General features: G+C 34.5%; 18 protein-coding genes. 6 read left to right on the forward strand and 12 right to left on the reverse strand.

From position 1 onward, the window contains the following. Positions 1-168: 168 nt before the first annotated feature. From secDF to E0I61_RS08090, 3 genes are all read left to right on the forward strand, one after another. Entirely contained in the window at positions 169-3,141 is a 2,973-nt protein-coding gene (gene secDF, locus E0I61_RS08080; protein ID WP_131992405.1) for a protein translocase subunit SecDF, read from the forward strand. Between the two features lie 135 nt (positions 3,142-3,276). After that, complete coding sequence (locus tag E0I61_RS08085; protein ID WP_132070554.1) at positions 3,277-3,891, forward strand: acyloxyacyl hydrolase; 615 nt, start codon at positions 3,277-3,279, stop codon at positions 3,889-3,891. A gap of 141 nt (positions 3,892-4,032) precedes the next feature. Then, on the forward strand, positions 4,033-6,309 hold the full coding sequence (locus E0I61_RS08090; protein ID WP_132070556.1) for a T9SS type B sorting domain-containing protein: 2,277 nt from the start codon (positions 4,033-4,035) through the stop codon (positions 6,307-6,309). 56 nt (positions 6,310-6,365) lie between these two features. Here the strand turns inward: E0I61_RS08090 and lgt are convergent, their stop codons facing one another. The 5 genes from lgt to E0I61_RS08115 all read right to left on the reverse strand — a co-directional run bounded on the left by lgt (position 6,366) and on the right by E0I61_RS08115 (position 11,426). Continuing rightward, positions 6,366-7,292 carry a prolipoprotein diacylglyceryl transferase gene (gene lgt / locus E0I61_RS08095; RefSeq protein ID WP_132070558.1) on the reverse strand — a complete coding sequence of 309 codons (927 nt, stop codon included), beginning with the start codon at positions 7,290-7,292 and terminating at the stop codon, positions 6,366-6,368. A 68-nt stretch (positions 7,293-7,360) separates the two neighbouring features. Beyond that, a complete protein-coding gene (yidD, locus tag E0I61_RS08100) occupies positions 7,361-7,609 on the reverse strand; it encodes a membrane protein insertion efficiency factor YidD (protein WP_132070560.1) in 249 nt (82 codons plus the stop codon). Between the two features lie 81 nt (positions 7,610-7,690). Beyond that, positions 7,691-9,169: a cysteine--tRNA ligase gene (cysS, locus tag E0I61_RS08105; RefSeq protein ID WP_131992420.1), complete on the reverse strand. Its 1,479-nt coding sequence runs from the start codon at positions 9,167-9,169 to the stop codon at positions 7,691-7,693. A gap of 154 nt (positions 9,170-9,323) precedes the next feature. Next, positions 9,324-9,995 carry a GTP cyclohydrolase I FolE gene (gene folE, locus E0I61_RS08110; protein WP_132070562.1) on the reverse strand — a complete coding sequence of 224 codons (672 nt, stop codon included), beginning with the start codon at positions 9,993-9,995 and terminating at the stop codon, positions 9,324-9,326. Positions 9,996-10,223: 228 nt separating this feature from the next. Beyond that, positions 10,224-11,426, reverse strand: coding sequence for a pyridoxal phosphate-dependent aminotransferase (locus E0I61_RS08115; RefSeq protein ID WP_132070564.1), 1,203 nt, complete (start codon positions 11,424-11,426; stop codon positions 10,224-10,226). Positions 11,427-11,553: 127 nt separating this feature from the next. On the opposite strand from E0I61_RS08115, the gene E0I61_RS08120 reads away from it, so the two are divergent. Continuing rightward, complete coding sequence (locus E0I61_RS08120; protein WP_132070566.1) at positions 11,554-12,885, forward strand: retropepsin-like aspartic protease; 1,332 nt, start codon at positions 11,554-11,556, stop codon at positions 12,883-12,885. A 71-nt stretch (positions 12,886-12,956) separates the two neighbouring features. Here E0I61_RS08120 and E0I61_RS08125 read toward each other — a convergent pair whose 3' ends face one another. Then, on the reverse strand, positions 12,957-13,343 hold the full coding sequence (locus E0I61_RS08125; RefSeq protein ID WP_131917043.1) for a DUF1573 domain-containing protein: 387 nt from the start codon (positions 13,341-13,343) through the stop codon (positions 12,957-12,959). A 217-nt stretch (positions 13,344-13,560) separates the two neighbouring features. Here E0I61_RS08125 and E0I61_RS08130 point away from each other — a divergent pair, with 217 nt between their 5' ends. Further along, positions 13,561-16,194 carry a valine--tRNA ligase gene (locus E0I61_RS08130; protein ID WP_132070568.1) on the forward strand — a complete coding sequence of 878 codons (2,634 nt, stop codon included), beginning with the start codon at positions 13,561-13,563 and terminating at the stop codon, positions 16,192-16,194. A 249-nt stretch (positions 16,195-16,443) separates the two neighbouring features. Continuing rightward, a complete protein-coding gene (locus tag E0I61_RS08135; protein WP_131992435.1) occupies positions 16,444-16,821 on the forward strand; it encodes a hypothetical protein in 378 nt (125 codons plus the stop codon). Between the two features lie 75 nt (positions 16,822-16,896). On the opposite strand, the gene E0I61_RS08140 is transcribed toward E0I61_RS08135, so the two are convergent. From E0I61_RS08140 to E0I61_RS08165, 6 genes are all read right to left on the reverse strand, one after another. Beyond that, the gene (locus E0I61_RS08140; RefSeq protein ID WP_132070570.1) at positions 16,897-17,445 is read right to left on the reverse strand and encodes a PepSY-associated TM helix domain-containing protein; all 549 of its coding nucleotides are present in this window, start codon (positions 17,443-17,445) and stop codon (positions 16,897-16,899) included. Between the two features lie 126 nt (positions 17,446-17,571). Further along, the gene (locus E0I61_RS08145; RefSeq protein ID WP_132070572.1) at positions 17,572-19,779 is read right to left on the reverse strand and encodes a TonB-dependent siderophore receptor; all 2,208 of its coding nucleotides are present in this window, start codon (positions 19,777-19,779) and stop codon (positions 17,572-17,574) included. A gap of 188 nt (positions 19,780-19,967) precedes the next feature. Continuing rightward, a complete protein-coding gene (locus E0I61_RS08150) occupies positions 19,968-21,101 on the reverse strand; it encodes a PepSY-associated TM helix domain-containing protein (protein ID WP_131992444.1) in 1,134 nt (377 codons plus the stop codon). 60 nt (positions 21,102-21,161) lie between these two features. Next, complete coding sequence (locus tag E0I61_RS08155) at positions 21,162-23,534, reverse strand: TonB-dependent receptor (protein WP_132070574.1); 2,373 nt, start codon at positions 23,532-23,534, stop codon at positions 21,162-21,164. A gap of 197 nt (positions 23,535-23,731) precedes the next feature. Continuing rightward, positions 23,732-24,211: a DUF6265 family protein gene (locus tag E0I61_RS08160; RefSeq protein WP_131992450.1), complete on the reverse strand. Its 480-nt coding sequence runs from the start codon at positions 24,209-24,211 to the stop codon at positions 23,732-23,734. Positions 24,212-24,339: 128 nt separating this feature from the next. Then, positions 24,340-26,631: a DNA topoisomerase 3 gene (locus E0I61_RS08165; RefSeq protein ID WP_132070576.1), complete on the reverse strand. Its 2,292-nt coding sequence runs from the start codon at positions 26,629-26,631 to the stop codon at positions 24,340-24,342. Positions 26,632-26,810: the final 179 nt, after the last annotated feature.

The raw sequence follows: 26,810 nt of genomic DNA on the forward strand, positions 1-26,810 counted from the left end.
TAATAAATAAATTGGTTAATCTTAACGTTAATTATATATTTGCTCGGTTTAAAAAAATGATGTAGTTCGAGATATTCTTTTTTGGATTTAAAAAATTGATGTCAAGTCTTATTCTATAAGGTTTAAAGCAAAAATAAATAAATAAAAAATAATTAATTTTTAGTAATAATGCAGAATAAAGGACTTATTAAATTTTTCGCAATTCTATTTGCATTGGTAAGTATTTACCAACTTTCTTTCACTTTTGTTGCAAGCAAAGTAAAAAGTGATGCAAAATCTTTTGCTGGTGGAAATCCTGAAAAAGAAGTAAAATATTTGGATTCTATAGGTAAAGAGAAAGTGTTTAATCTTGGTTTTACCAATTTTACTTTCAATGAAGTTAGTGACAAACAAATCAATAAAGGTCTAGACCTAGAAGGAGGTATCAATGTGATACTTCAGATTTCTGTTAAGGACATATTAAAAGGATTGTCGAATAATTCTAAAAACCCAGTTTTCAATAAATCTTTGGCTGATGCTACTGCAGATTTACAAGGGAATAAATCGTATTTAGATAAGTTTTTTGATGCTTTTGAAGCAAATTCAAAAGGAACTGTAAAATTAGCGTCTCCGGATATTTTCGCAAACAGAAGTTTGCAAGGTGAAGGTGGGGTTGATTTTCAAATGACAGATGCGCAAGTAAAAAAGGTTATCTCTAGAAAAGTAGATGAGTCTGTAGAAAGTGCTTTTGGAGTTTTAAGAAAACGTATCGATCAATTTGGTGTAACTCAGCCTAATATTCAAAAATTAGGAAATTCAGGTCAAATTCTTGTTGAACTTCCTGGCGCAAAAGATGTAGATCGTGCTAAAAAATTATTATCAAGCACAGCTCAGTTGCAGTTTTGGGAAACGTATAAAATTGAAGAAATAGGTAATTTTTTAATGGCTGCTAATGAGTCATTGAAAAAAACTGAAATCAAAATTACTGAAGTAAAACCAGTTGTAAAAGATTCTTTAAGTGCTTTACTTACGGATGCTAAAGATTCAACTGCTACTAAAAAAGGAGAAAATCCTTTATTTGATAAAATTATTGGTCAAGGTGGAGGTCCAGTTTTAGGGCTTTTCTCTCCAAAAGATACTGCTGTTGTAAACGGATATTTGAAAAGAGCTGATATTAGAATTTTATTAGCAGGTGACCAACGTTATGCAAAATTTGTTTGGGGTAAACCAATGACAATTAAAGATGCTAAAGCAAAAGATATTGATGCTGTAGAATTATACGCTTTAAAAGGAAACAGAGACAATGTGCCTTCAATGAGTGGTGGTGTGGTTACAGATGCAAGCGATACATTTGACCAATCAGGTAAACCAGCTGTCTCTATGCAAATGAACGGTCAAGGTGCAAAAGCTTGGGAAGAATTAACAGGTAGAGCGTATACTCAAAAAAGTAATATCGCTATTGTTTTGGATGATGTAGTTTATTCTGCACCGGGAGTTTCTACTGGTCCAATTTCCGGAGGTAGATCTGAAATTTCAGGAGCTTTTGATATTACAGAAACTAAAGATTTAGCGAATGTGTTAAGAGCAGGTAAGCTTCCTGCTGCTGCAGATATTGTTCAATCTGAAGTTGTAGGTCCATCCTTAGGTCAAGAAGCAATTGAAAATGGTACTAACTCCGCTTTGATAGGATTGCTTTTAGTATCACTTTGGATGATGATCTATTATGGTAAAGCAGGTTGGTATGCTAATCTTGCATTAGCGGTTAACTTACTTTTCTTGTTCGGAATTTTAGCAAGTATCGGAGCAGTTCTTACATTGCCAGGTATTGCAGGTATCGTTTTAACAATGGGAACAGCAGTTGATGCGAATATCATTATTTACGAAAGAGCAAAAGAAGAATTACGTGCGGGTAAAACGCTAGAAGAAGCCATTAAAACTTCTTACAGTTGGAGAGGTGCGATGTCATCAATTACTGATGCTAACGTAACGCATATTTTAACTGGAGCTGTATTGTTTATTTTTGGTTCAGGACCAATTAAAGGTTTTGCTACTACATTATTAATAGGTATAGTAACTTCATTGTTTACCTCTATTTTTATTGCAAGAATCTTTATTGATTGGAATATAAGCAAAAAGAACAATTTGACGTTTGTTACTAAGTTCTCTAAAAACATGTTTAATAATTTTCATTTTGATTTCCTAGGTGTAAAAAAATGGACTTATTTATTCTCAAGTATAGTAGTAGTTATAAGTATTATCTCTTTAGCTACAAACGGACTTGATGAAGGAGTTGATTTTGTAGGAGGAAGAACATTCCAAGTACGTTTTGAAAAACCAATTGAAACTGAAACAGTAAAAGCAGAATTAGCTAAAGTTTTTGATGGTAGTGCTGAAGTAAAAGTTTTTGGTAGTGATAATCAATTAAAAATCACAACAAAATATAAAGTTCATGAGCCAGGAATCAAAGCTGATGAAGAAGTGAATAAATTGTTATTTGCTACTTTAAAACAGCATTTTTCAGCAGATATGACGTATGATAAATTTGTAAATTCTTACGATGGTAAAAAATTAGGTATTTTGCAAGCCTCTAAGGTTGGTCCAACTGTTGCAGAAGATATTAAGACTAATGCGTATTGGGCTGTTCTTGGAGCAATGGCTATCGTGTTTTTATACTTGATGATAAGTTACAGAAAATGGCAATATAGTTTAGGAGCTATTGCGGCTATAGCACATGATGTTATTTTTGTATTAGGAATTTACTCTTTGTGCTATAAATTTATGCCTTTTGGAATGGAAATCGATCAGCACTTTATCGCTGCAATTCTAACCGTTATTGGGTATTCTATGAATGATACTGTTATCGTATTTGACAGGGTTAGAGAGTATTTAGCGGGTAAAACAAAAGGTAGTTTTGCTGAGATTGTAAATCAATCTATTAATACAACGATGTCTAGAACAATCAATACTTCATTAACAATGATTGTGGTTTTATTAATCATGTTTGTTTTTGGTGGGGAATCTATCAGAGGATTTATATTTGCGATGTTGGTGGGTATCGTTGTAGGAACATATTCTTCATTGTTTATTGCAACTCCAGTACTTGTGGATACAATATCTAAAGAAGATAAAAGCAAGGTAGAAAAAGCACATCAGGAAAGTTAAAAGAGCTTTTACATAAATTCTTAAAAAAAAGATTCAGCGAAAGTTGAATCTTTTTTTTTAATCTATAATGACAATTTTAAGTTTTTATTTGTAATTTAATGGCAAGGAAATGTGTTGGCTTTAAAATAAAATTTTATGTGTAAAAAAATATTTTTTATTTTAATTATTGTCTTTAGTTCGATGACATTTTACGCTCAAGATAAATTGAGTAAAGTAAAATTGGGTTTTGATTATGGTTTTGGAAATGAATTAAAAAACAGCAATTATACGTATACCAACAGTTATTATAAACTACAATTTTACTATACAATAAAACAAACAAAAAGTTTTAAATATGAGGTTTTGTTGCAACCAGAACTAAACTTTGCGAAGCACCAACTGTTGAACTTTTATTTTGTAAAGCCTGATGATCCCAATTACATTGAAAAACGGGAAAGATATACCAAGTTAAAGGATATAAAAGAATATGTTTTGAATATTGGTTTTTTGATTCGAAAACCAATTTTTAATACAGCGAGCATTTATATTTTAGGAACTGTTGGGCCTATGATTATTGATACAGAGACAGAACGATTATCAAAAGGTTTTGCTTTTTCAGATGTATTAGCTATAGGTTTTACTTTCAAAATAAACAAAATTGCATTTGACATAAGACCCAATTTTCGTCATGTGTCCAATGCTGGATTGCAAAGTTCAAATTCAGGTTATAATACTAAAAATATTGATTTTGGCTTTTTATTTTCTTTATAGAATAACCATTCTGTTTTTCTATGTCTCTTATAATCAGTTAATATTTATAGACTTCTATATTATGAAAGTATAAAATTTATATATTTACTAAATATTTGTTAAAGCTTACTTTTTTTTGATGAAATTAAAACCTAACTAATAATGGAAAAATTTATTAAGTCTTTCGTTTTTATTTTTTTGATTACAATTTTATCTAATTCAATTCTTTTTGCTAAAAATGGAATCATTGGTCTTGAATGCAGGAGTGTTGGTTTGGGTAAGAATAGCTCATTTTTCACTTTAGAAAAAAGTTCTAATGCTAAGGATACTTTAATATTTCTTAATGATCGAAATAAAAATGTAAGTATTGCTTGTCCAGTTCCAACAGTGTCATCGCCAACTTATTACTGTCAAAATACTCCACCAACACCTTTGACGGCAACAGCATTGATGGGTAATACATTGATTTGGTATGGGACTGCAACAGGAGGAATTCCATCAGCTACGCCGCCAATTCCTTCAAGAGCGACTGTGGGTTCAACAACTTATTATGTAAGTCAAACTGATGGTGTTTGTGAAAGTGCTCGTGTTGCAATTGTTGTAAACATTGTTGCTGATAATGGAGCAACTATTCTTAATTTTAGATGTGATGCTTCACAGATTTTAGCAGCGGATAAAGCTTCTTCCGTATTTTTTGATTGGTCAAATAATCCTTTGATTTCTAATTCTTATAATTTTACATACACAATTCAAGGTAGTTCTCCTGTCACTGGAAATACAGGTGTTTCACATGTTCAAGTATTTGGGATGTTGCCAGGACAATCGGCTACATTGAAATTGTCATCAGCAACACACCCTTGTGTGCCTTCATTAACCATTACTTGTAGTGTGCCTTGTGGAGCTTCAACTACTACTCCTAATTTCCCTGCCATAGCTCCCTTTTGTTCAGGAACTACTGCACCTATATTGACTAATACTTCCCCAAATGGAATCACAGGGACATGGTCACCAGCATTAATAAACAATACAACTAGTGGGAGTTATGTATTTACTCCAAATCCAACTTTATTTCCCTGTGCTACAACACAAACTTTGAATGTTACGGTTAGACCATTGGTTACCCCGACTTTCACAGGTATTCCAGCTACTGTTTGTCAAAATGCGACTGCGCCAATCTTGCCAACAAGTTCTTCAAACGCAACACCAATAACTGGTACTTGGAGTCCGGCGACGGTTAATACGGCTGTTTTGGGGCCTGCTCCTTATACTTTTACCCCAAATTCGGGACAATGTGTTTCAAGCCCTACAACAACAATAACGATTACTGTTAACCCTAATATAACGCCAACTTTTACACAGGTTCCACCTATTTGTTCCGGTGCAGTCCTTTCGGCTTTGCCTACTACTTCTAATAATAACTTTACAGGGACTTGGTCTCCGGCATTGAATAATACGGCTACCACAACCTATACTTTTACGCCAACAGCGGGGCAATGTGCTACAACGACTACTATGACCATTACAGTTACGCCAAATGGTACTCCGAAATTTAATGCGGTTTCTCCAATTTGTACAGGTACGCCTTTGGCTCCTTTGCCTACAACTTCTAATAATAACTATACAGGTTCTTGGTCTCCGGCATTAAATAATACGGTTACTACAATTTATACCTTTACGCCTGATGCAGGTCAATGTGCCACAACGGCTACTTTGACGATTACGGTAAATCCTTTGCGAACACCGGTTTTTAACACTGTTCCAACTACTGTTTGTGAGAATGATCCCCCGCTGGTTCTACCAACGAGGTCTTCGGATACTCCTGCAATAACGGGAGCATGGAGTCCGCCAGCTGTTGATACCTCGATTTTAGGGGCAAGTGACTATACTTTTACTCCTGATGCAGGGCAATGTGCTGCAACAATTACAAAATCAATTACTGTGGCTCCTTCGAATACGCTTGTTGATGTGAGTTGGACCGTTACGGAGGCATTTGCTAAGAATCAAATAATCACTATTAATGCTACGGCAGCTGGAGATTATTTGTATCAATTAGATGATGGACCGTTTCAAGAAAGCCCAGTTTTTGAATATGTTTCTTTAGGAACGCATTCCATTACGGTTCAAGACAAAAATGGCTGTAGTCTTCCAATAACAAAAACTAATGTTTTAGTAATCAATTATCCTAAATTTTTCACACCTAATAATGATGGATATAATGATAGTTGGAATATTTTTGCTTTACAAGATCAGTCCAGTTCTAAAATTCTAATATTTGATCGTTATGGTAAATTTTTAAAAGAAATTTTTCCAAATGGTTCGGGTTGGGACGGAACGTATATTGGACAGCCAATGCCGGCAAATGATTATTGGTTCAGTATTGAATACACGGAACAAGATATTCCCAAGAAATTCAAATCCCATTTTTCATTAAAAAGATAAAACAAAAAAGCTTCCTGAATTGGGAAGCTTTTTTGTTTTATTAAGCAAATATGATATTATACTTTAAGAGGTTTTTCGGCAGTAAAAATAAAATACAGTCCAATTAAAATAAAAGGAATACTCAGCCATTGTCCGGTTGAAAATAATCCCAAAGCACTTTCAAATCCGCCTTGGCTTTCCTTAACAGATTCCACTACAAAACGCACAGAAAATAAAAGCACTAGAAACATACCAAATAGATATCCTGTTTTATTTCTTTTTTCAGTTTTCCAATACAAGAAAAATAAAATTGCAAAAACAAAAATGTAGCAAAATGCTTCGTACAATTGAGTAGGATGTTTTACCGGAACCTGCTCAAGCAATGACGTAAATTTGGGGTCAGTTGCTATTGCTGTATAGGCATCTTTAGGATTGGCTATTTGAGTTGCATTGACCGCATCTGTTGGACTGAAATGATCTTTGATGAATTTTATTCCAAATGCAGATGTGGTCTCATGGCCTATAATTTCTGAATTTAAAAAATTTCCTAATCTCACAAAAATAGCGCCGCTGGCTACGGGAATTACCACTCGGTCTAAAATCCACATTTGTGGTCTTTTGAGTATATTTTTACTGTAAAAATACATCGCAATGATGATAGAAATGGCTGCGCCATGGCTTGCTAAACCTTGATAACCGGTAAATTCAAAATTTGGAGAAAAGCGGAAAGGTAAAATGATCTCCAATAAATGATTGCGATAATATTCCCAATCATAAAAGAAAACGTGTCCTAAACGTGCACCAATCAAAGTGGCAAGTACAGTCCAGATGAACAAAGAATCTAATTTTTCTATGGATTCTCCTTCACGTTCAAATATGTTTTTCATAATGTACCAGCCTAATCCAAAAGCAATTACAAACATTAAGCTGTAATATCTAATTACAAAAAAGCCTAAATCGATTCCTTCTGATGGATTCCAAACTATGTTTAAAGCGTGTGTCATTTAGTGTTAAATTTGTTTATTAGCCGTAAAAATAAAGATTTAAAGTAAAATTTCGTATTTAAAAAAAGTTAATGTTTGTGATTACACATTTTTTTAGGAACAGGATCATAACCGGTTTTTCCCCAAGGATGGCAACTTAAAATACGTTTCATTCCTAAAAAACCACCATAAAACAAACCATGAGTTTGTAATGCTTCAATCATATAGGAAGAGCAAGTAGGTTCAAATCTACAAGCTGCAGGAGTAAAAGGGGAAATAGCAACTTGATAAAACCGAACCAACAGCAAAAATGGGTAAATAATTATTTTAGACAACATGACTTTAGTATTAGAATTTAAAACTTCACTTTTGTTAATCAAAATTATTTTACGGTATTAATCTGCAACTTGATATGGAAACTAAATACTAAAAGTAGTTCCTTCTTTTCCATCTTTTAACTGAATTCCTAATGCAATCAATTGATCTCTAATTTGGTCTGACAATGCAAAATTCTTATTGTCGCGGGCTTGTTTTCTCATTTCAATAAGCATGTTAACCATTCCTTCTAATTTGTCATTACTGCTATCAGAAACTTTTTCGTCTACCAATCCTAGAACGTCAAAAGCAAAATTGTGTATTGCTTTTACAAAAGATTTTAAATCCTCTGTATTCAACGTTTCTTTTTCATCTTTCAATAAATTGATAAACCGAACACCTTCAAATAACTGTGCGATTAAAATTGGAGTGTTGAAATCATCATTCATGGCATCATAACATAATTGTTTCCATGCCGGAATATCAATCGTGCTTTTTGTGCCTGCAACAATATCTTTTAACGAATTTATGGCTTCCATCAATCGTTTGTATCCTTTTTCGGCCGCAACAATTGCATCATCAGAAAAATCAAGAATGCTTCTGTAATGCGCCTGTAACATAAAAAATCGAGCTACCGATGCTGAAAAGGCTTTACTTAGGATAGTATTTTCTCCAGTCAATATTTCTCTTGGCAAAATATTATTGCCAGTAGATTTAGCCATTTTTTTGCCGTTTAAAGTCAGCATGTTGGCATGCATCCAGTAATTAACAGGAGTTTGTCCGGTACACGCTTCATTTTGAGCAATTTCACATTCATGATGAGGGAATTTTAAATCCATTCCACCTCCGTGAATGTCAAAATGATTGCCTAAATATTTTGTGCTCATTGCGGTACATTCAAGATGCCAGCCCGGAAATCCATCGCTCCATGGCGAAGGCCATCTCATGATATGTTGTGGTTCAGCTTTTTTCCAAAGCGCAAAATCCTGCGAATTTCTCTTGTCACTTTGACCGTCAAGATCACGGGTATTGGCAAGCATATCCTCTATGTTTCTACCGCTTAATCTACCGTAATGATTGGTTTCGTTGAACTTTACTACATCAAAATAAACAGAGCCATTGGCTTCATAACCAATTCCTTTGTCAATAATGGTTTTGATAATCTCAATTTGTTCAATAATATGACCTGTAGCTGTTGGCTCAATACTTGGCGGTAAAAAATTAAATTCATTCAAAATATCATGAAAATCTACCGTATAGCGTTGCACCACTTCCATAGGTTCCAGTTGTTCCAGACGCGCTTTTTTTGCAATTTTATCTTCACCTTCATCTACATCATCCACAATATGCCCCACATCAGTAATGTTTCGAACATAACGAACCTTGAAATCCAAATGCAAAAAATACCTGAAAATTACGTCAAAGGACATGAATGTTCGCACATTTCCAAGATGCACATTGCTGTAAACCGTTGGCCCGCAAACATACATTCCAATATTGCCTTCGTGAATGGGTGTGAAAATTTCTTTTTCTCCCGAAAGAGAATTGTATATTTTTAGATTTTGGCTACTGTATAATGGCATTTTGTGTTTTTTTATTTGTCATTGCGAGGAACGTGGCAATCAGGAGCTTTTCCTGCTTTACGTTTCAATCTTTTTTCGCTTAAAAAGCGAATAAAAGGATTTTCACTGCAATCAGGGCTAGGGCTTTATCGGTACTATGATTTTTTTTTCTATTTTAGAACTTTGTTTCTAATTTAATATAATCCAAAAATTCTCTTTTAGTTTGAGTATCTTTAAATTTCCCTCCAAATTCTGAGGTTACGGTACTACTTTCAATATCACCTATTCCTCTAGAATTTACACATAGATGTTTCGCATCAATAACGCAAGCGACATCTTCAGTGCCTAAAGCAATTTGTAATTCTTGAACAATTTGCATCGTTAAACGCTCTTGTACTTGAGGTCTTTTGGAATAATATTCTACAATTCTATTCATTTTAGAAAGTCCAATCACCCTTCCATTAGAAATATAAGCCACATGGGCTCTTCCTATAATTGGCAATAAATGATGTTCGCAGGTAGAGTAAACGATAATGTTTTTTTCAACTAACATTTCGCCATATTTGTAATTATTGTCAAAAGTAGAAGCTTTTGGCTTTTTGGCAGGATTTAGACCTCCAAAAATTTCTTTTACAAACATTTTGGCAACACGATTGGGTGTACCTTTTAAGCTGTCATCTGTCAAGTCCATTCCAAGTGTAATTAGAATATTTTCGACATCTTTTTTTATTTTGTCTATTTTTATTTCATCTGTAATGTCAAAAGCATCCTTTCGTACTGGATTTTCCGCATTGGTACTAATATGATTGTTTCCTATTTCGTCTTGAAATTCTTCGTTGTTTATCATTAAAAGCTACTATTATTGTGGGTGTAAATATTTAAGCCGTAAAGATAAATAATAAAAATTAAAGAATTTCTATAGCGCTTACTATTTAAGACGACTTTAGGGTCACAAAAGCATTGGTTTGTTCTAAACTGGTTGTAAAAACAAAGGCAGTAACTGTTACGTTACTGCCTTTTCATAAATTAGTTCTATTTTATGATACCAAAATGGTAGTGTTTTTTTATCTAATAATTATTTGGATTGAGTTGCATTATAAACTGGAATTGCTGCTTTCAAAATTGATACAGCACTAATTAAATCTTCTTTCTTTAATACATATGCAATTCGGACCTGATTTAATCCCATTCCTGGAGTGGAATAAAACCCGGCTGCAGGAGCTACCATTACTGTTTCACCATTCAAATCATAACTTTCTAAAAGCCATTGTGCAAAATTATCTGCATTGTCAATAGGAAGTTGTGCAATACAATAAAAAGCACCTTTTGGTTTTGATACTACAACACCTTCAATCTTATTCAACTCATTAATTAGCGTATCTCTACGCTCTCTATATTCTGAAATCACTTCGTCAAAATAACTTTTTGGAGTGTCCAGAGCAGCTTCACTTGCAATCTGTTCAATTGTTGGGGGGCTCAATCTTGCTTGCGCAAATTTCATAGCGGTAGCCATGACTTCTTTGTTTTTAGAAACAATACATCCTATTCTAGCACCACACATACTGTATCTTTTTGAAACAGAATCAATCATAATAGCATGTTCTTCAAGCCCGGGAACATTCATTACTGAATAATGAATATCACCATCATAGGTAAACTCACGATATACTTCATCAGATATCAAGAATAAATCATGTTTTTTGACCAAAGCCGCCAGTTGCATGATTTCTTCTTTCGAATATAAATATCCCGTCGGGTTTCCTGGGTTACAAATCAGGATAGCTTTTGTTTTTGCAGTAATCAGTTTTTCAAAATCTTCTACAGCCGGTAAAGCAAAACCTGTTTCAATAGTAGAAATTACAGGAACAACAGTAATGCCTGACGCTGTCGAAAATCCATTGTAATTAGCATAAAATGGCTCTGGAATAATGATTTCATCTCCTTGATCCATAGTGCTGCCCATCGCAAACATAAGTGCTTCTGATCCACCGGTAGTGATTATAATGTCTTCAATATTTACAGGAATACCTTGATTAGTATAATATGCCGACAATTTTTTTCTGTAGCTTTCATTTCCCGCTGAATGGCTGTATTCCAGAATAGTTAAATCAATATTTTTTACTGCATTCATTGCAACCTCAGGAGTTTTAATATCCGGTTGACCAATGTTTAAATGGTATACTTTATGTCCTTTTTTCTTAGCTATTTCTGAGTAGGGAACCAATTTTCGTATTGGCGATTCGGGCATTTGTTTCCCTTTGTTTGATATTTTTGGCATAGTCTTAATTATTGAATTGCAAATTTGCAATTTTTTTTTCGAATTTAATATAATCAATATGCGTATATATTGTTAAATCTGCATTTTTGATATGATTTATTTAGTATTTTTATGTAAAAGAATAACAATGAAAAAAACACTGTTTTTATTTCTCATTTACTTGTTTGCTTGCCCTGTTTTTGCACAACAAGGATTTCAGTTTGAGAAAGATGTTAATAAAGTTAGCGTACCTTTTAAATTGATCAATAATTTGGTTTTTGTACCTATTAAAGTGAACGGTATAGAATTGAATTTTTTGTTGGATACCGGTGTTGCCGAAACCATATTGTTTAGTTTGGAAGATAAAAAAGAAGTTCGTTTTTTTAATGCAGAAAAAATATTATTAAAAGGGTTAGGAAGTCAAGCGGCTGTTGAAGGATTAAAATCTACAAATAATATTTTGGAATTTAGCAGTTTAAAGAATAGGAATCACATGCTTTATATTGTTTTGGATCCCGATTTTAATTTATCGTCTCATATAGGAATTCCAGTTAACGGAATTATTGGGTATCAGTTTTTTCGAAATAATTTAGTGGAAATTAATTACAGGAAAAAGAGAGTTATAGTTTATAAAGACACTGACAAAAACCGAACTAAAATTGAAAAAAAGTTTAGCACTATTCCTATTACTATCGAAAAATCGAAACCTTATTTAAAAAGTACGGTGTATCAGGATAATCGCAATGTCCCTGTTAAATTATTGATAGACGTAGGTAATAGTGATGCAATTTGGTTGTTTCAAGGCCGTTCCGAATTGATTAAAGTTCCATTGAAAAATTTTGATGATTTTTTAGGTCGTGGTTTTAGTGGCGACATAGAAGGTAAAAGAGGTAGAATTCAAAAACTCCAGATGGCAGATTTTGAATTTAATAATCCCGTAGTGGCCTTTCCAGACTCGATTTCAATTAGAAATGTCACCATGGTGCCAGATCGAATGGGATCAGTAGGAGGTGAAATCATGAAGCGATTTACGGTTATATTCGATTACCAAAAACAACAAATGTATCTAAAAAAGAATAGTGATTACAGTGCTCCTTTTAGCTATAATAAAAGTGGGGTTGAGATACAACAGAATGGATTACAATGGGTTCAGGAAACCGTACGAATGGAAACGGTTCCGTTGTCTACAAAATACAATGAATCTGGCGGAGTTAAAGTATTTACAAATGACTTTAAATACAAATTTCAATTAAAGCCTATTTACCAGATTGCCAATGTTAGACAAAATTCACCAGCCGCTAACGCAGGATTACAAAAAGGAGATGTAATCATTTTGATAAATAATAATCCAATTCATAAACTCACATTGCAAGAAATCAATACTCTTTTTAAATCCGAAGAAGAAAAATGGATTACTTTAGAAGTGGAACGTAAAAGCCAAATCTTAAAATTCAGGTTTCAATTGTATAATATCTTATAGACAAAAAACGCTTTTGGAAATAGTTTTCAAAAGCGTTTTTAATTTATTTTTGATTCTGATTGATTCTGCAGTTAATTGGAAATAACTTCTCCTTTAATTTTCAGAGCAACTCTTCCAGCTTCATAGTTCACTGCATTTGATTCAACAGTTAATGTTTTTCTGATAGGACCGGGAGCCATGTTGTATTTAACAGTTATTTTTCCTGTTTTTCCTGGCATGATTGGCTCGTCTGGTTTTGTAGGCACCGTGCATCCACAAGTAGATAGTACATTAGTAATAATTAATGGGGCATTACCTGTATTTGTAAAGATAAAATCACGAGAGCCATTTTCATTCTTGGTAACCTTTCCATAATCAATCGTGTTGTCTTTGGCAGCGAACTCAATTTTAGGCCCATTTTGGGCAAAACCGATACTACTGATTAACGCGAATGTGAATAAAGCTATTATTTTTTTCATTTTCTTGAATTTAAAATCATTTAGTAAATTTACTTCCTTATTAATTAAGGTACAAATTTTTATTTCTCTTTTTATAGTGTACTTAATTATTTACTTTTGTCTCCAATTAGAATTACAAATATCAGACCAAAGTCTAAAAGGTTATTTGTTGATTTGGTTACTCGTTTAACGGAACCAACAAATAATTGAATTTAACGATTAAACGATCCACAATAAAATGACAATTCCTGCACAATTTGACGCTAAAACTATTGAGAATAAGTGGTATGACTACTGGATGAAGAATAATTATTTTCACTCAGAACCAGACCATAGAACACCATATACTATTGTAATTCCACCGCCGAATGTTACCGGAGTTTTGCACATGGGACACATGTTGAATAATACGATTCAGGATGTATTAATTAGGAGAGCCCGTCTCAAAGGTTTCAATGCTTGCTGGGTTCCTGGAACGGATCACGCTTCGATAGCTACTGAAGCCAAAGTAGTAGCCAAATTAAAAGCGGAAGGAATCAATAAAAATGATTTAACACGCGAAGAATTTTTGGCTCACGCTTGGGAATGGACTGATAAATATGGAGGTGTAATTTTGGACCAATTGAAAAAATTAGGCGCTTCCTGTGACTGGGAAAGAACCAAGTTTACAATGGATCCTGATATGTCAGCTTCAGTAATTCGTTCTTTTGTAGATTTATACAACAAAGGGTTGATTTACAGAGGATACCGAATGGTAAACTGGGATCCTGAAGCGAAAACGACTTTGTCAGACGAAGAAGTAATTTACGAAGAACAACAAGGGAAATTATATTTCTTAAAATATAAAATCGAAGGAAGTGAAGACTTCCTGACGATTGCGACCACACGTCCGGAAACTATTTTTGGAGATACCGCAATTTGTATTAATCCAAATGACGAACGTTTTGTTCATTTGAAAGGTAAAAAAGCGATTGTGCCAATTTGCGGAAGAGTAATTCCAATTATTGAAGATGAATATGTTGATATAGAATTTGGTACTGGATGTTTGAAAGTGACTCCGGCGCACGATATGAATGACAAAGCACTAGGGGAGAAACATAATCTTGAAATTATTGATATTTTCAACGAAGATGCGACTTTGAATAGTTTTGGATTGCATTATCAAGGAAAGGATCGTTTTGTAGTTCGTGAAGCAATTGCCAAAGAATTAGAAACTATCGGAGCTTTGGCAAAAACAGAAACACACTTGAATAAAGTGGGGACTTCAGAAAGAACCAAGGCCGTTATCGAACCTCGTTTGTCTGATCAATGGTTCTTGAAAATGGAAGATTTGGTGAAACCAGCCATACAATCTGTTTTGGTGGATGGCGATATTAAATTGCATCCAGCACGTTTTAATAATACGTATGCGCATTGGTTAAATAACATTCGTGACTGGAATATTTCCCGTCAATTGTGGTGGGGACAACAAATTCCGGCTTATTTCTATGGAGACGGGAAGGAAGATTTTGTAGTTGCTGAATCTATCGAAGAAGCTTTAGTTTTAGCGCAAAAAGCAACTGGCAATTTGCAATTTGCAAAAGAAAATCTTCGTCAAGATGTTGATGCATTAGATACTTGGTTTTCTTCTTGGCTATGGCCAATGTCGGTTTTTGGAGGAATTATGGATCCAGAAAGTGAAGATTTTAAATATTATTATCCAACGAATGATTTAGTAACCGGTCCGGATATTTTGTTTTTCTGGGTAGCGAGAATGATTATTGCAGGATATGAATATACGGGTAAAAAACCATTTACCAATGTGTACTTGACTGGTTTAGTTCGTGACAAACAAAGACGTAAAATGTCTAAATCATTAGGGAATTCACCTGATCCTTTAGACTTGATTGAGAAATTTGGTGCCGATGGAGTTCGTGTGGGATTGCTTTTGAGCGCTTCTGCAGGAAATGACATCATGTTTGATGAAGAATTGTGTAACCAAGGAAAAGCGTTTACGAACAAAATTTGGAATGCCTTCAAACTGATAAAAGGCTGGGAAGTTTCGGACTCCATTCCGCAGCCGGAATCATCTAAAGTGGCGATTGAATGGTACGAGGCCAAATTGCAACAAACGCTTTTAGAAATTGAAGACAATTTCGAAAAATACAGAATTTCTGATGCTTTAATGGCAATTTACAAACTGGTTTGGGATGATTTCTGTTCTTGGTTCCTGGAAATGATAAAACCGGCGTACCAACAGCCAATTGACAGCGTGACTTTTGCGAAAGCGATAGAAATGCTTGAAAATAATTTAAAATTATTGCATCCGTTTATGCCGTTCTTGACAGAAGAAATTTGGCAAATTCTTGCCGAAAGAACTCCGGAACAAGCTTTAATTGTTTCGACTTGGCCAGAATTGAAACCATTTAATGCGGGTTTAATTACTGATTTTGAAAATACTATTGAAGTGATTTCTGGAATTAGAACGATTCGTAAAGACAAGAATATTCCGTTTAAAGATACAATCGAATTGAAAGCGGTAAACAATGACAAAGCCTCAACGTATTTTGATTCAGTAGTGATTAAATTAGGAAACATAACTTCCTTGGAATATGTTTCAGATAAAGTAGACGGAGCATTATCTTTCCGTGTAAAATCGAATGAATATTTCATTCCTATTACTGGAAATATAAATGTAGAAGAAGAAATTGCAAAACTTGCTGCCGAGCTGATGTATACACAAGGTTTTTTGAAATCAGTTCAAAACAAGCTGGCAAACGAGAAATTTGTGGCTGGTGCGCCGGAGAAAGTTTTGGCAAACGAGAGACAAAAAGAAGCAGATGCGCTGTCTAAAATTGAAACCATCGAGCATAGTTTGGCCGGATTGAAATAAAATTTAGTTTATTTATAACATTCAAAATCCCATTCGTCGCGGCGAATGGGATTTTTTTGAAAAATTAAATACATATTTTGTTTTTGGCTAAGAGTGGAATACTTGAAATTCTAGACGGTATTTTATCGATAAACGTCATTGGTATTGCGATTTAAAGAGTATTTCTTCCTTTAAACGATTTTTATGCATTTACTGATGTATTGTTAATATGTTTGTTAAATATTTGTCAAATATTACATCAATAAAGAAATGAAAAAAATATTTAGTCCAGCGTATAGAGAGTATTATCTTGAAGGGTATTCAATAGGTTTGGATCCATTTCTGGAATTTAATTATGCAAAAAGGAATGAAGCTTTTATTGCTGGATTTGATTCTGGAAGATCAGATTATGAGAGGATGAACGGATGCATTAGTGATGGAATCCCACAATGTATTGTTACTAATGAAGTTTTGGAAGATTTTCTTCTTGCAGGTTTATTGGGCTTAAGTATCGATACGGATGGTTATGCTTCACATCAAATAAATTTGATAGCAAAATGGTATCAAAGTGGTGTAGAGAAATATGAGCCAAATCAAAGTATCGCTCTTTTTGAATTACTTGAAAAAAATGGAATTCAAATAAATTAAATTTATTGTTTTGCAAATAGTTTAAACTAAAAAATCCGTGTTATCACGGATTTTTTTATAATAAGTATTTTGATTTTAACCCAATAAAAACAAGAAGATCAACGGAAATAAAATTCCTGCCAAAGCGAGTTTCCAACCGCGTTCTTTGAAACTGAACTTTCCTGCTTTTACCATAATAGTTCCTGTAAGAGCAATAATAATTAAACTCAGTGCAAAAACATCAGAATAATAAATCCAAAAATTAGAAGTGCTTTTATGCAATTTCATCGTTTGACTGATGATTGGTGTTTTTACAAAAGATACAATTTCTCCTTTTCCGGTTTTCATATCAATCTCAACATCATGTTTTTCAAAAGAAATTTTAAAGACTTCTTTTTTTACATTATGACGTCTGAACTTGTCATCAATACCCAATTGTTTTCCTATATCTTCCGCAAATTTTTCATTGATTTCACTTTCTGCCGGAAGCTTTACTGTTATGGATTTTGTTTCAGTAGTATATTTCTCAGGATGCCAATATTCTCTGTGATTCATCATAAGTCCTGATAAAGCAAAGGAAACGATGAGTCCAATATAGAAGTAACCTAAATCTCTGTGTAAGTTACGGAAAGTTTTCTTTTTCATTGTATATGCGGATTTTGCGTTTGCAAAAATAATCTATTCTGGTATAAAAAATCAAAAACTTTTTTCTGTTTTTCGATAACTGATTCAGTTAGAAAAAAGTTTTTGAATCTGTTTGTTTTGCTTGTTTTAGAACTTGTATTTTAATGATGTCATAACCATACGCGGAGCGATTGGATTTACACTGTAATTTTCATGAACGGTATAATTTAACTCATTTGTAATATTTGATAATCTACATAAGATTGAAAATTGTTTCCAATTGTAACCTGCAGAAACATCAATTGTTGTGTACCCTTCTAAAGGAATTTCTCTGTCCCAAATTCCACCAGGTTTGGTACTATCATATTGGCTGTTCCAACCACCAACTCTTTTACCTATGTAGTTTCCTATTGCTCCAAAAGATACTCCTTTTAATGCTCCGGTTGGCAAAGTATAGAAAAAGCTTAAATTAGCTGTATTAGATGGTGTTCTTGCTACACGATCCCCTTCAATGAAGCTTCCTTTTAATCCTGAAGTTTTGGTATAACGCATATCATTATAACTGTAACCGGCTATAATGTTTAACCCTTCAGTAGGTTTTGCAGTGATGTCTAATTCTATCCCTTTGCTGGTTGTTTCACCACTTAAAACCTTTATTGAACTATCTGTATTACTTGAACCATCGGCTTTAAATTCCGCTGTTTGCGCTAAATTACTATTTGTAATTTGGTATACCGTAACATTTGAACTCAAAACTCCTCTCCAAAAATCTTTTTTAACACCCGCTTCGTATTGGTCAATAATAGAAGGTTCAATTGCTTTTAAGTCAACTGTTGTTCCAGTATTTGGTGTAAATGAGTTTGAGTAGCTGGCAAACAACGACATGTCTTTGGTTGGTTGGAATACAAGTCCTAGTTTTGGAGTAAAAGCTTCATCTTTACGTTTTGGAGCTTCTGTAACTGTATTTTTAAGTAAGTCGTATGTGCCGACTTTTGCTTCTTGCCAAGACCAACGAATTCCTGCCAAAACTTTAAATTTTTCGGTAATCGAAATTAAATCTTGTGCATAGATTCCAAAACGATTCGTGTCCGTTTTTACTATTTTGGTAGCATTAGCATTTGGGATAGCTCCTCCTTGATTAAAATTGTCAAAATCAAAAATGTTACCGCTACCATAAGTTGGCGTGCCAAATGCAAAAGTATAAGCTTGTGTAAATGAGTTTTCCATATCAACACCTGTGAATAATTGGTGTTTTACTTTTCCTGTTGAAAAATTCCCTTGTAAACTAAGTTGCTCACCGATTATTTGCTCTAGGTTTTTATTTTGTCCTAATGGTCTACTCCAGTCGCCGTTTGCTGCAGGCTGAATACGTTCCGTTCCTTTTGAAGTTCTGTTGTAATCTTGAAAAGAAGTATTGAAATTTAGTTTCCAATTGGTGTTCAAATCATGTTTTACTGATGCAGAAACAGTAGCTTGTTTTGTTTGACCATTTGACCAAGTTGCGCCTAAATAGGTGCTTCGGGGAAGGTCTACAATTTCTTTTCCAATGATTCCAGTTCCAAAATCAGGAGTCCAGTCATCGTGCAAGTAATCTCCTTGTAATGTAATTTCTGTTTTTTTGCTTACTTTGAAAAGAAAAGAGGGATTAATATAGTAACGCTCTTTTGTTACGTTATCTCTGAAGCTTTCCGAGTTTTCATAAGAACCTGTAAATCGGTAAGCGATAATATCATTCAATGGACCGTAAATGTCAATTGATGGTTTGTAAAAAGAATAACTTCCCATTTGCATGGATACTTCTCCTCCTTTTGTGAAAGAGGGTGATTTTGTCACCATATTCAATATTCCGCCAGGCGCTACATTTCCGAATAATAAAGCGGCACTACCTTTTAATACTTCTACTTTTTCTAAAGAAGAAACTTCTGGGATAGAACCACTGCTAAAACGAAATCCATTTTTAAACATATTATTGGCAGACATGTCGTATCCTCTTGAGAAGAAAGATTCTTGAGCTCCACCACGTGCTGAACTAACGTAAACACCATTTACATTTTTTATGACATCGCTTAGTCTGATTGCTTGTTGTTGTCCAATAGTCTCGCTTCCAATCACTTGTATGCTTTGCGGAGTGTCCATCGGTTTCAAACCAGAACGTAAGGCAGATACGGGTGCTTTTTGATGATTAGAAGTAATGATTACTTCTTTAAGAGTCCCTCCTTTTTTATTTTTTATGGTGTCAGAAACAGTGTCGAAAGCTTCAATAGCGTTTGTGTTTTCTGTATCATTTGCTGCTGTTTGTGCAAAGCCAGCCAGACTATATAAAAAGGTTAACGAAAGCGGTAAAATATATTTCATGATTGTTTATTTGGAATAATTAAAAATAACGATGCAAATATAGAATCCAATTTTGATTTAACAAAACTTATTTAGATTAAATATGAATAGTAATTTAAAATTATTTTTTATGGAGTTGAAATACAGTATTTTAACTCCATAAAAAAACCTTGCTTATTTAGAGCAAGGTTTTCTTTAAGGTAAATATGTTAAAATTTTGAGGTCGATTTTCTATTTCGTCCCCACCAAATATAGAATCCTGATAAAGGGAGACTTGCAATAAGTAAACTGGTCAGGAAGGCGAATATTTTCCCCGGTAATCCTAATATGGCCCCCGTGTGAATATCGTAATTCATTTTCATGAGGTTATCAGCAATATCAGCATCTTTTTTTCTGCCCCATATATGAGAAACATTGATTTCTTTTAAACTGTATTGATCAAAATACCGGTAGTCAATTTCCCAATAGGTTCCTTTGTCTAAATTAGCATTGGCGGCTATTGGTGAAGCAACTGTTTCTGGCGGATGTATTTCTATGGATTCCGCTTGAGGATATTCTTTTTGCATTTTATGCCAGATTTTATCCAATGGGTTTGCGATTGCATTAGTTGTTGTGTTTATTTTCGAAAGCGGTTCTTCATATAGCAGTGATTTTTCACCACCGGACACTTTATAATAGGAATACGCAAACCATTGAAACCCCCATACCAAACCCGTAACGGCAAAAATAATTCCAATTATAAGCACATAAAAACCGGTAATATTATGTAAATCGTAATTTTTTCTTTTCCACTTCGTGCCATTTTTCCATTTGAACCAAAAGCGCTGTTTTGCCGCATTTTTATTTTTGGGATACCAAAGAATCAATCCCGAGACTAATAATACAAGAAAAATTAAAGTGGCTATGGAAACTACGACTTGACCAATTTCATGGGGAAGCCATAAGTTGAAATGTCCGTCTAGTATAAAAGGAAAGAGCCCTTCCTCATTGTTTATCGTTTTCAAAACTTTTCCTGTATAAGGATTTATAAAGATCGTATAGTAATACGTGGGTTCATAATGATAAAATTCAGCTTCTACGGCATTATTTTTTTCGTTGTATTTTACAGCATGGAGTAGTTTATTTGGAAGCTCTTTTTTAGCAATTGCTGCTAATTTCGAAGGAGGTAAAAAAGCATCTTCCTGTTCTTTTACAAAACGATATTCTTCAGTGCTGTTTTGTATTTCTTCCTGAAAAGCATACAAACAACCCGTTATGGCAATTATAAAAACTATTATGCCTGATGATAAACCCAACCATAGGTGTACTTTTCCTATAAGTTTTTTGAAATTATTATTTTTCATTTAAAAAGAATAAAACTCCTCAGCTAAATGAGGAGTTTAGTGAAACAAAACTAACTAACTCTAAAATTTATACCCAACAGATAAGCGCATGTTGGTTCCGGCTTCTGTTTGCCAGTAATACATGGTATTATAGCTATAATATCCTCCAGAATACAAGTATTTATTCAAGATATTATTGACAACAAGGTTGACTGATATTTTGTTTTTTTGGTAAGTAACACCTCCGTCCAATCGGAAATAGTCTGGAAGCATTCCTGTATTATCAGGTGAAATAAACCAAGGAGCTCTCTTTTCTTGGTATTGGTATCCTAATGAAAAGCCAACACCATTGAGTGTTCCTCTATCTATTTTATAGTTCAGCCAAGCATTTTGTATGTGTCGTGTAGTTCCCGCTACTTGAGTTCCCACTAGAGATTGATCAGTGTCTTTGGTTGTTTTTCCTTCTGTAAAGGCGTAGTTTACAATAAGATCTAAGTTTTTGAAAATTTCACCTCGAATATCTACTTCAAAACCTTTTGTTTTTTGTTGTCCACTTTCTCTACTGAATTGGTTGGTAGAATTGGAATGCTCAGGATCTAATGTTAGCACATTGTTTTTGGTTATTTGGTAAACGGAAACAACTGAATTCCATTTTCCGTTTAACCAGTCTCTTTTTAAACCGAATTCTATATTTCCTCCAGTTTCAGGCTTGAAGGATTTTCCTTGCCAGTCCGCGCCATAATTTTCATTAAAAGATTGATCGTTCACAAAATAAGCGGCCGTGTTTTTATCAATAGAATAACTCAAACCTACTCTTGGTGTAAATTTTTCGTTTTTGGTCCCCCCAGAGTAAACATTATACGCTTTAAGTACAGTGTATCTTCCTGCCAATGTTAATCGAAGTTTATTGTCAAAGAAACCCAATTCGTCCTGCACATATAGCGCTTTGTAACTGTTTTGGTATTTCACACCTCTATCTTCCAGACTTTTACTTCTGTCAAAAGTAGGAGAGGCGGCTAGTGTTCCGTGTACCGGATTGTAAATGTCTAAATCGGGCATTGTAAAGGATTGTGACCAGTCGTGAAAAAATGTTTTATCACTTAAATCCAATCCCGATAGTATTTTGTGTGTTACGGATCCTGTTTTAGCTTCACCATTTACAAAAGCTTGTCCAACATATATTTTTCCTAAAATATCCCAATTTCCACCAGCACGTTTAAGAATTGCATCATTGTTTGGGTCAAAGCCGGCAGGCCATAATGACATTCCTTCCTGTTGGTAATTAAGATAGGATGTTTGAGCCGTTAATTTCCAGTTATCACTTATTTTCTGGTCTAAAATGGCAAGAATATTTCTTTCTGTCATTTTTGTCGGGTCTAAATTTGATTCTGAAGTGGTAAAGTTTCTTGGCAAATCAGCGTACCCTTTTTTAGAAAAAGCATAGTTACTCCCAACGGCATTTACTTTAGAGAATTGTTGCGTGTATTCCAGTGTTATTGCTGTTTTATCGGTTGCCAAATATTTAAGCACAGGAGCAAATGTGTAGCGGTCATTAAAATCAAAATCACGGTAACTGTTTTTCTTTTCGCCCATTATATTAATGCGGTACAATAGTTTTCCGTTTTTGGTCAACTTCCCATCAAAATCTAATGTTCCTCTATACATATCAAAACTTCCCAGCGTTAAACTCGCTTCGCCTTTGGTACGTCCGCTTGGTTTTTTGGTAACTACATTATAAAAACCGCTCGGGTTACCGTTTGCGAGCATAAATCCTGCAGGACCTTTTACAAATTCGATCCGTTCTACCATACTCATGTCCTCCGTAAGTGGTCCCCAACTTGAGCTTACATTCATTCCGTTTCTAAAAGCGGCTACTTGACTGCCTCTCATAGTTATATTGGCATAATTATCCCAATGTTCCACTCTTGTAGCGCCACTCACATTGCGGGTCACACCTTCCAGCATATTAAAAATTTGCTGGTCTTGAATAAGTTTTCCAGTTATGACCTGAATGTTTTGTGGGATTTCTATAATAGGAGATTGTAATCGAAGCGTAGATGAAACACGATTCGTTTTGAAAGCACTTTTGTTACTCAAAACCACCACTTGATTGAGTTCATTGTTTGATAAAGTAAGTTTTAGTGCTACGGCAGTAGTTTCTCCAGTAGTAATTTTTACTTCTTGCTCCAGGTCATTATACCCAACTAAAGTAACTTTTAGGATATGAACTCCTTCTGGTATGTTTTTTAGTATAAAAATTCCATTGTTATCCGCAATAGTATTTTTGTTAGCTCCTTTTATAGAAACTGAAACTCCTTCGGCGGGTTTGTTGTCACTAGTCAAAATAACCCCTTTTATGCTACCGGAGTTTTGGGCAAAAGCGGTGGTTATAGAAAGTAGTACTAGGCATACGAGAAAAATAAATTTAGGGATTCGTTGTTTTAAATAGTTCATGATTAAAAATTAAATGAGTTAAAGCTTATTTAGAACAAATAAGAATAAGTAAAAATAAAATTTAATTTTTATTTAACAAATATTATTTAGACTAATTAAAAATAATATTTTAATAAGATGATTTCCATAGTTTTAGGCATAAAAAAACCTTGCTTTTCTAGAGCAAGGTTTTAATTTGAGTATAAAATATTAAACTTTTACTTGATTTTTTTCATCGAAAACTGTTCGGAGCTTGGTTTTCCTTGTTGGATTCCTGAAATTTTAGCGACTAAACTGTCTGGAGTAATTTGGATATAACTGATTTTTTGAGGATAGTCGTGTTTCAAATTTTCAAATGCTACTTGTTTATCGGTTGCAGCTGTCAATTTGAAAGCTACTGGTTTATCGTTATTTTGTCCTTTTACTGTTGCAGTATAAGTCAGTTCTTCTCCTTTTTGTTGCAAAATAATAGATTCAAAATGCAAAGTATCTTTCTCTTTAATGTAATAAGATTGTGCTTCAAAAGTACTGTCGTTTACTTTTTTCCAATTTTCCGTTAGATTGCCATCAGCTGATTTGTTTTCCCAATTACCCAAAAGCCAACTTGTTGCTTTGATTTTTTCGTTTTTGTTTGAATCAGAATTTTTGCAAGAAACAATTGCTAACAAAAGCAGTAAAAGAGTGGTTTTTTGAAACATTGGTGTAAATTTTTGGTGTTAATTTGAATAAGCTAAAGTATGAAAAAAAATAGAATAGAAAGATTTTTGATTTTACGGAGTTTATCACATTTGAAATCAAAAATCTGAAATCAAAAATCAGCAATTATTTAAAGACTTTCGTTCAAAATAGAATAAACCAGTTCTTTAGTGGGTTTTTGATCTTTTAATTTCGCTCTAACCACATCAAAAGTGACTTTGAAATCACAGCCTGATTTATAGTTGCTGCAACCATAAGCGGTTTTTCCTTTAAGAACTGTTCCTTTTTGACATTTCGGACAGGCTAATTCGTCTGGAATGGCCTTCGCCTCCGTTTTCTTAGGCTCTAATACAAGTTTGAAATTTTCATCAAAGCGAAGCAAACCTTCCACAGTGCCGGCATCGGTTTTAAAGTCTTTTAAATTTACGGTAGATCCTTTTTGAAGCAATCGCAAATATTGGTTCTCCGATATTTTTTTATCCGCAAAAGTATAGGGCAATAGAAAAGTGCAACCTGCTTTATAATCGGAACAGCCATATGCCGATTTTCCTTTGATGAGCGTTGCTTTTTTACATTTAGGACAGGCTTCCGCCAAAATTCCTGCCGCTTTTTTTTTCTCAACAATAATGTCTTGTTTTTGAATATTTCCTGCATGCGAAATATTGGCACGTCTGGTTTCACTTCGTACTTCGTACACCAAGGATTCTACCATGCGTTTCATATTGTTAATAAACGCAGCGGCGGTAAAGGTTCCTTTTTCAATATCTTTCAACTGCTTTTCCCAAGAACCCGTAAGTTCCGCCGACTTTACCAATTCATTTTGAATAGTGTCAATCAATTGAATTCCCGTTGGTGTTGGCAATACCTGTTTTTTATTCCGAACAATGTATTGGCGTTTAAACAGCGTTTCAATAATATTGGCTCGTGTTGACGGACGCCCAATACCATTTTCTTTCATCAATTCGCGTAAATCTTCATCATCGACTTGCTTACCAGCGGTTTCCATGGCACGCAATAAAGTTGCCTCGGTAAACTGATTGGGTGGCTTGGTTTCCTTTTCTAAAAACGAGGGTTCGTGCGGCCCTTTTTCTCCCACAACAAAACTCGGTAATATATCGGCTTCTTTTTCTTTAGCGTTCGGGTCTTCAAAAACTACACGAAATCCTTTTTTTAAGATTTCTTTCCCCGTGGTTTTGAAAGCTACATCGGCCGCTTTTCCGATCACTGTTGTATTGGCTACCAAACAATCGTCATAAAACACCGCAATAAAACGCTTGACAATAATATCATACACTTGTTGCTGATTGTATTGCAAATTGGATTGTATGCCCGTTGGAATAATCGCATGGTGATCTGTTACTTTTTTATCGTTGAAAACTTTAGCCGATTTTTTAATCTTTTTTTCTAAAAGTGGTTGCGTCAACATGGCATAATTAGTCAAGTTTTGCAGGATGCCGGGTACTTTTGGATAAATGTCGTTGGGTAAAAACGTGGTATCGACTCTCGGGTAAGTAACTACTTTTTGCTCGTACAAAGTCTGGACAATTTTAAGCGTTTCATCTGCCGAAAATCCAAACTTTGTATTGCAATATACTTGCAAGCCTGTTAAATCAAACAGCTTAGGCGCAAACTCATTGCCATTCTTTTTTTCGACAGAAACAATTTCAAAATCACTTTCTTGGACTTTATTAGCCAAAATTTCGCCATCTTCTTTTTTTAAAAAGCGTCCTTCTTCATAGCTGAAAAGCGTTTCTCTGTACATGGTTTGCAACTCCCAATACGGTTGCGGTTTGAAATTCTCAATTTCCTTGAATCGGTCCACAACCATGGCTAAGGTTGGGGTTTGCACCCTTCCAATAGACAATACTTGTTTGTAACCGCCATGTTTTACGGTGTACAAACGGGTGGCATTCATACCGAGTAACCAGTCGCCAATGGCTCTGGAAAATCCTGCGTAGTATAAATTATCGTAGTTGACGGATGGTTTTAAGTTTTCAAAACCTTCTTTGATGGCTTCGGTGGTCAGGGATGAAATCCATAAGCGTTGTACCTCGCCTTTGTACTGGGCTTCATTCATGACCCAGCGCTGAATGAGTTCTCCTTCTTGCCCGGCATCCCCGCAGTTGATGACCAACTCGGCTTTATCGAACAGGCTTTTTATGATTTTGAATTGCTTTTGAATACCCGAATTCTCCACCACTTTGGTTTCAAATTTATCGGGAAGCATGGGCAGGTTGTTCAAATCCCAACTTTTCCAGTGGGGTTTGTAATCGTTCGGTTCTTTCAAGGTGCATAAATGCCCAAAGGTATAGGTTACGGCATAGCCATTACCTTCGTAATACCCGTCGTGTTTGGTATTGGCCCCTAAAACGGATGCGATTTCGCGTGCTACACTTGGTTTTTCGGCAATACAGACCTTCATTTTCTCTTACTGATTTTGAGTGCGCAAATTAGGAATTTAGAAATTGGTATTAAAAAGAAATCTGTAAGAGTTATGAACGGGCATTCACTAGCAGACAATTGAGAGGAACGCGTAATCTCATCCAGTTTCTCAATTGTTTTTTTGCTTATTGCTGTAGGTAAAGTTTACAAAACTAGGGA

The sequence above is a fragment of the Flavobacterium ranwuense genome (genome assembly GCF_004349315.1).
Lineage (GTDB): Bacteria > Bacteroidota > Bacteroidia > Flavobacteriales > Flavobacteriaceae > Flavobacterium > Flavobacterium ranwuense.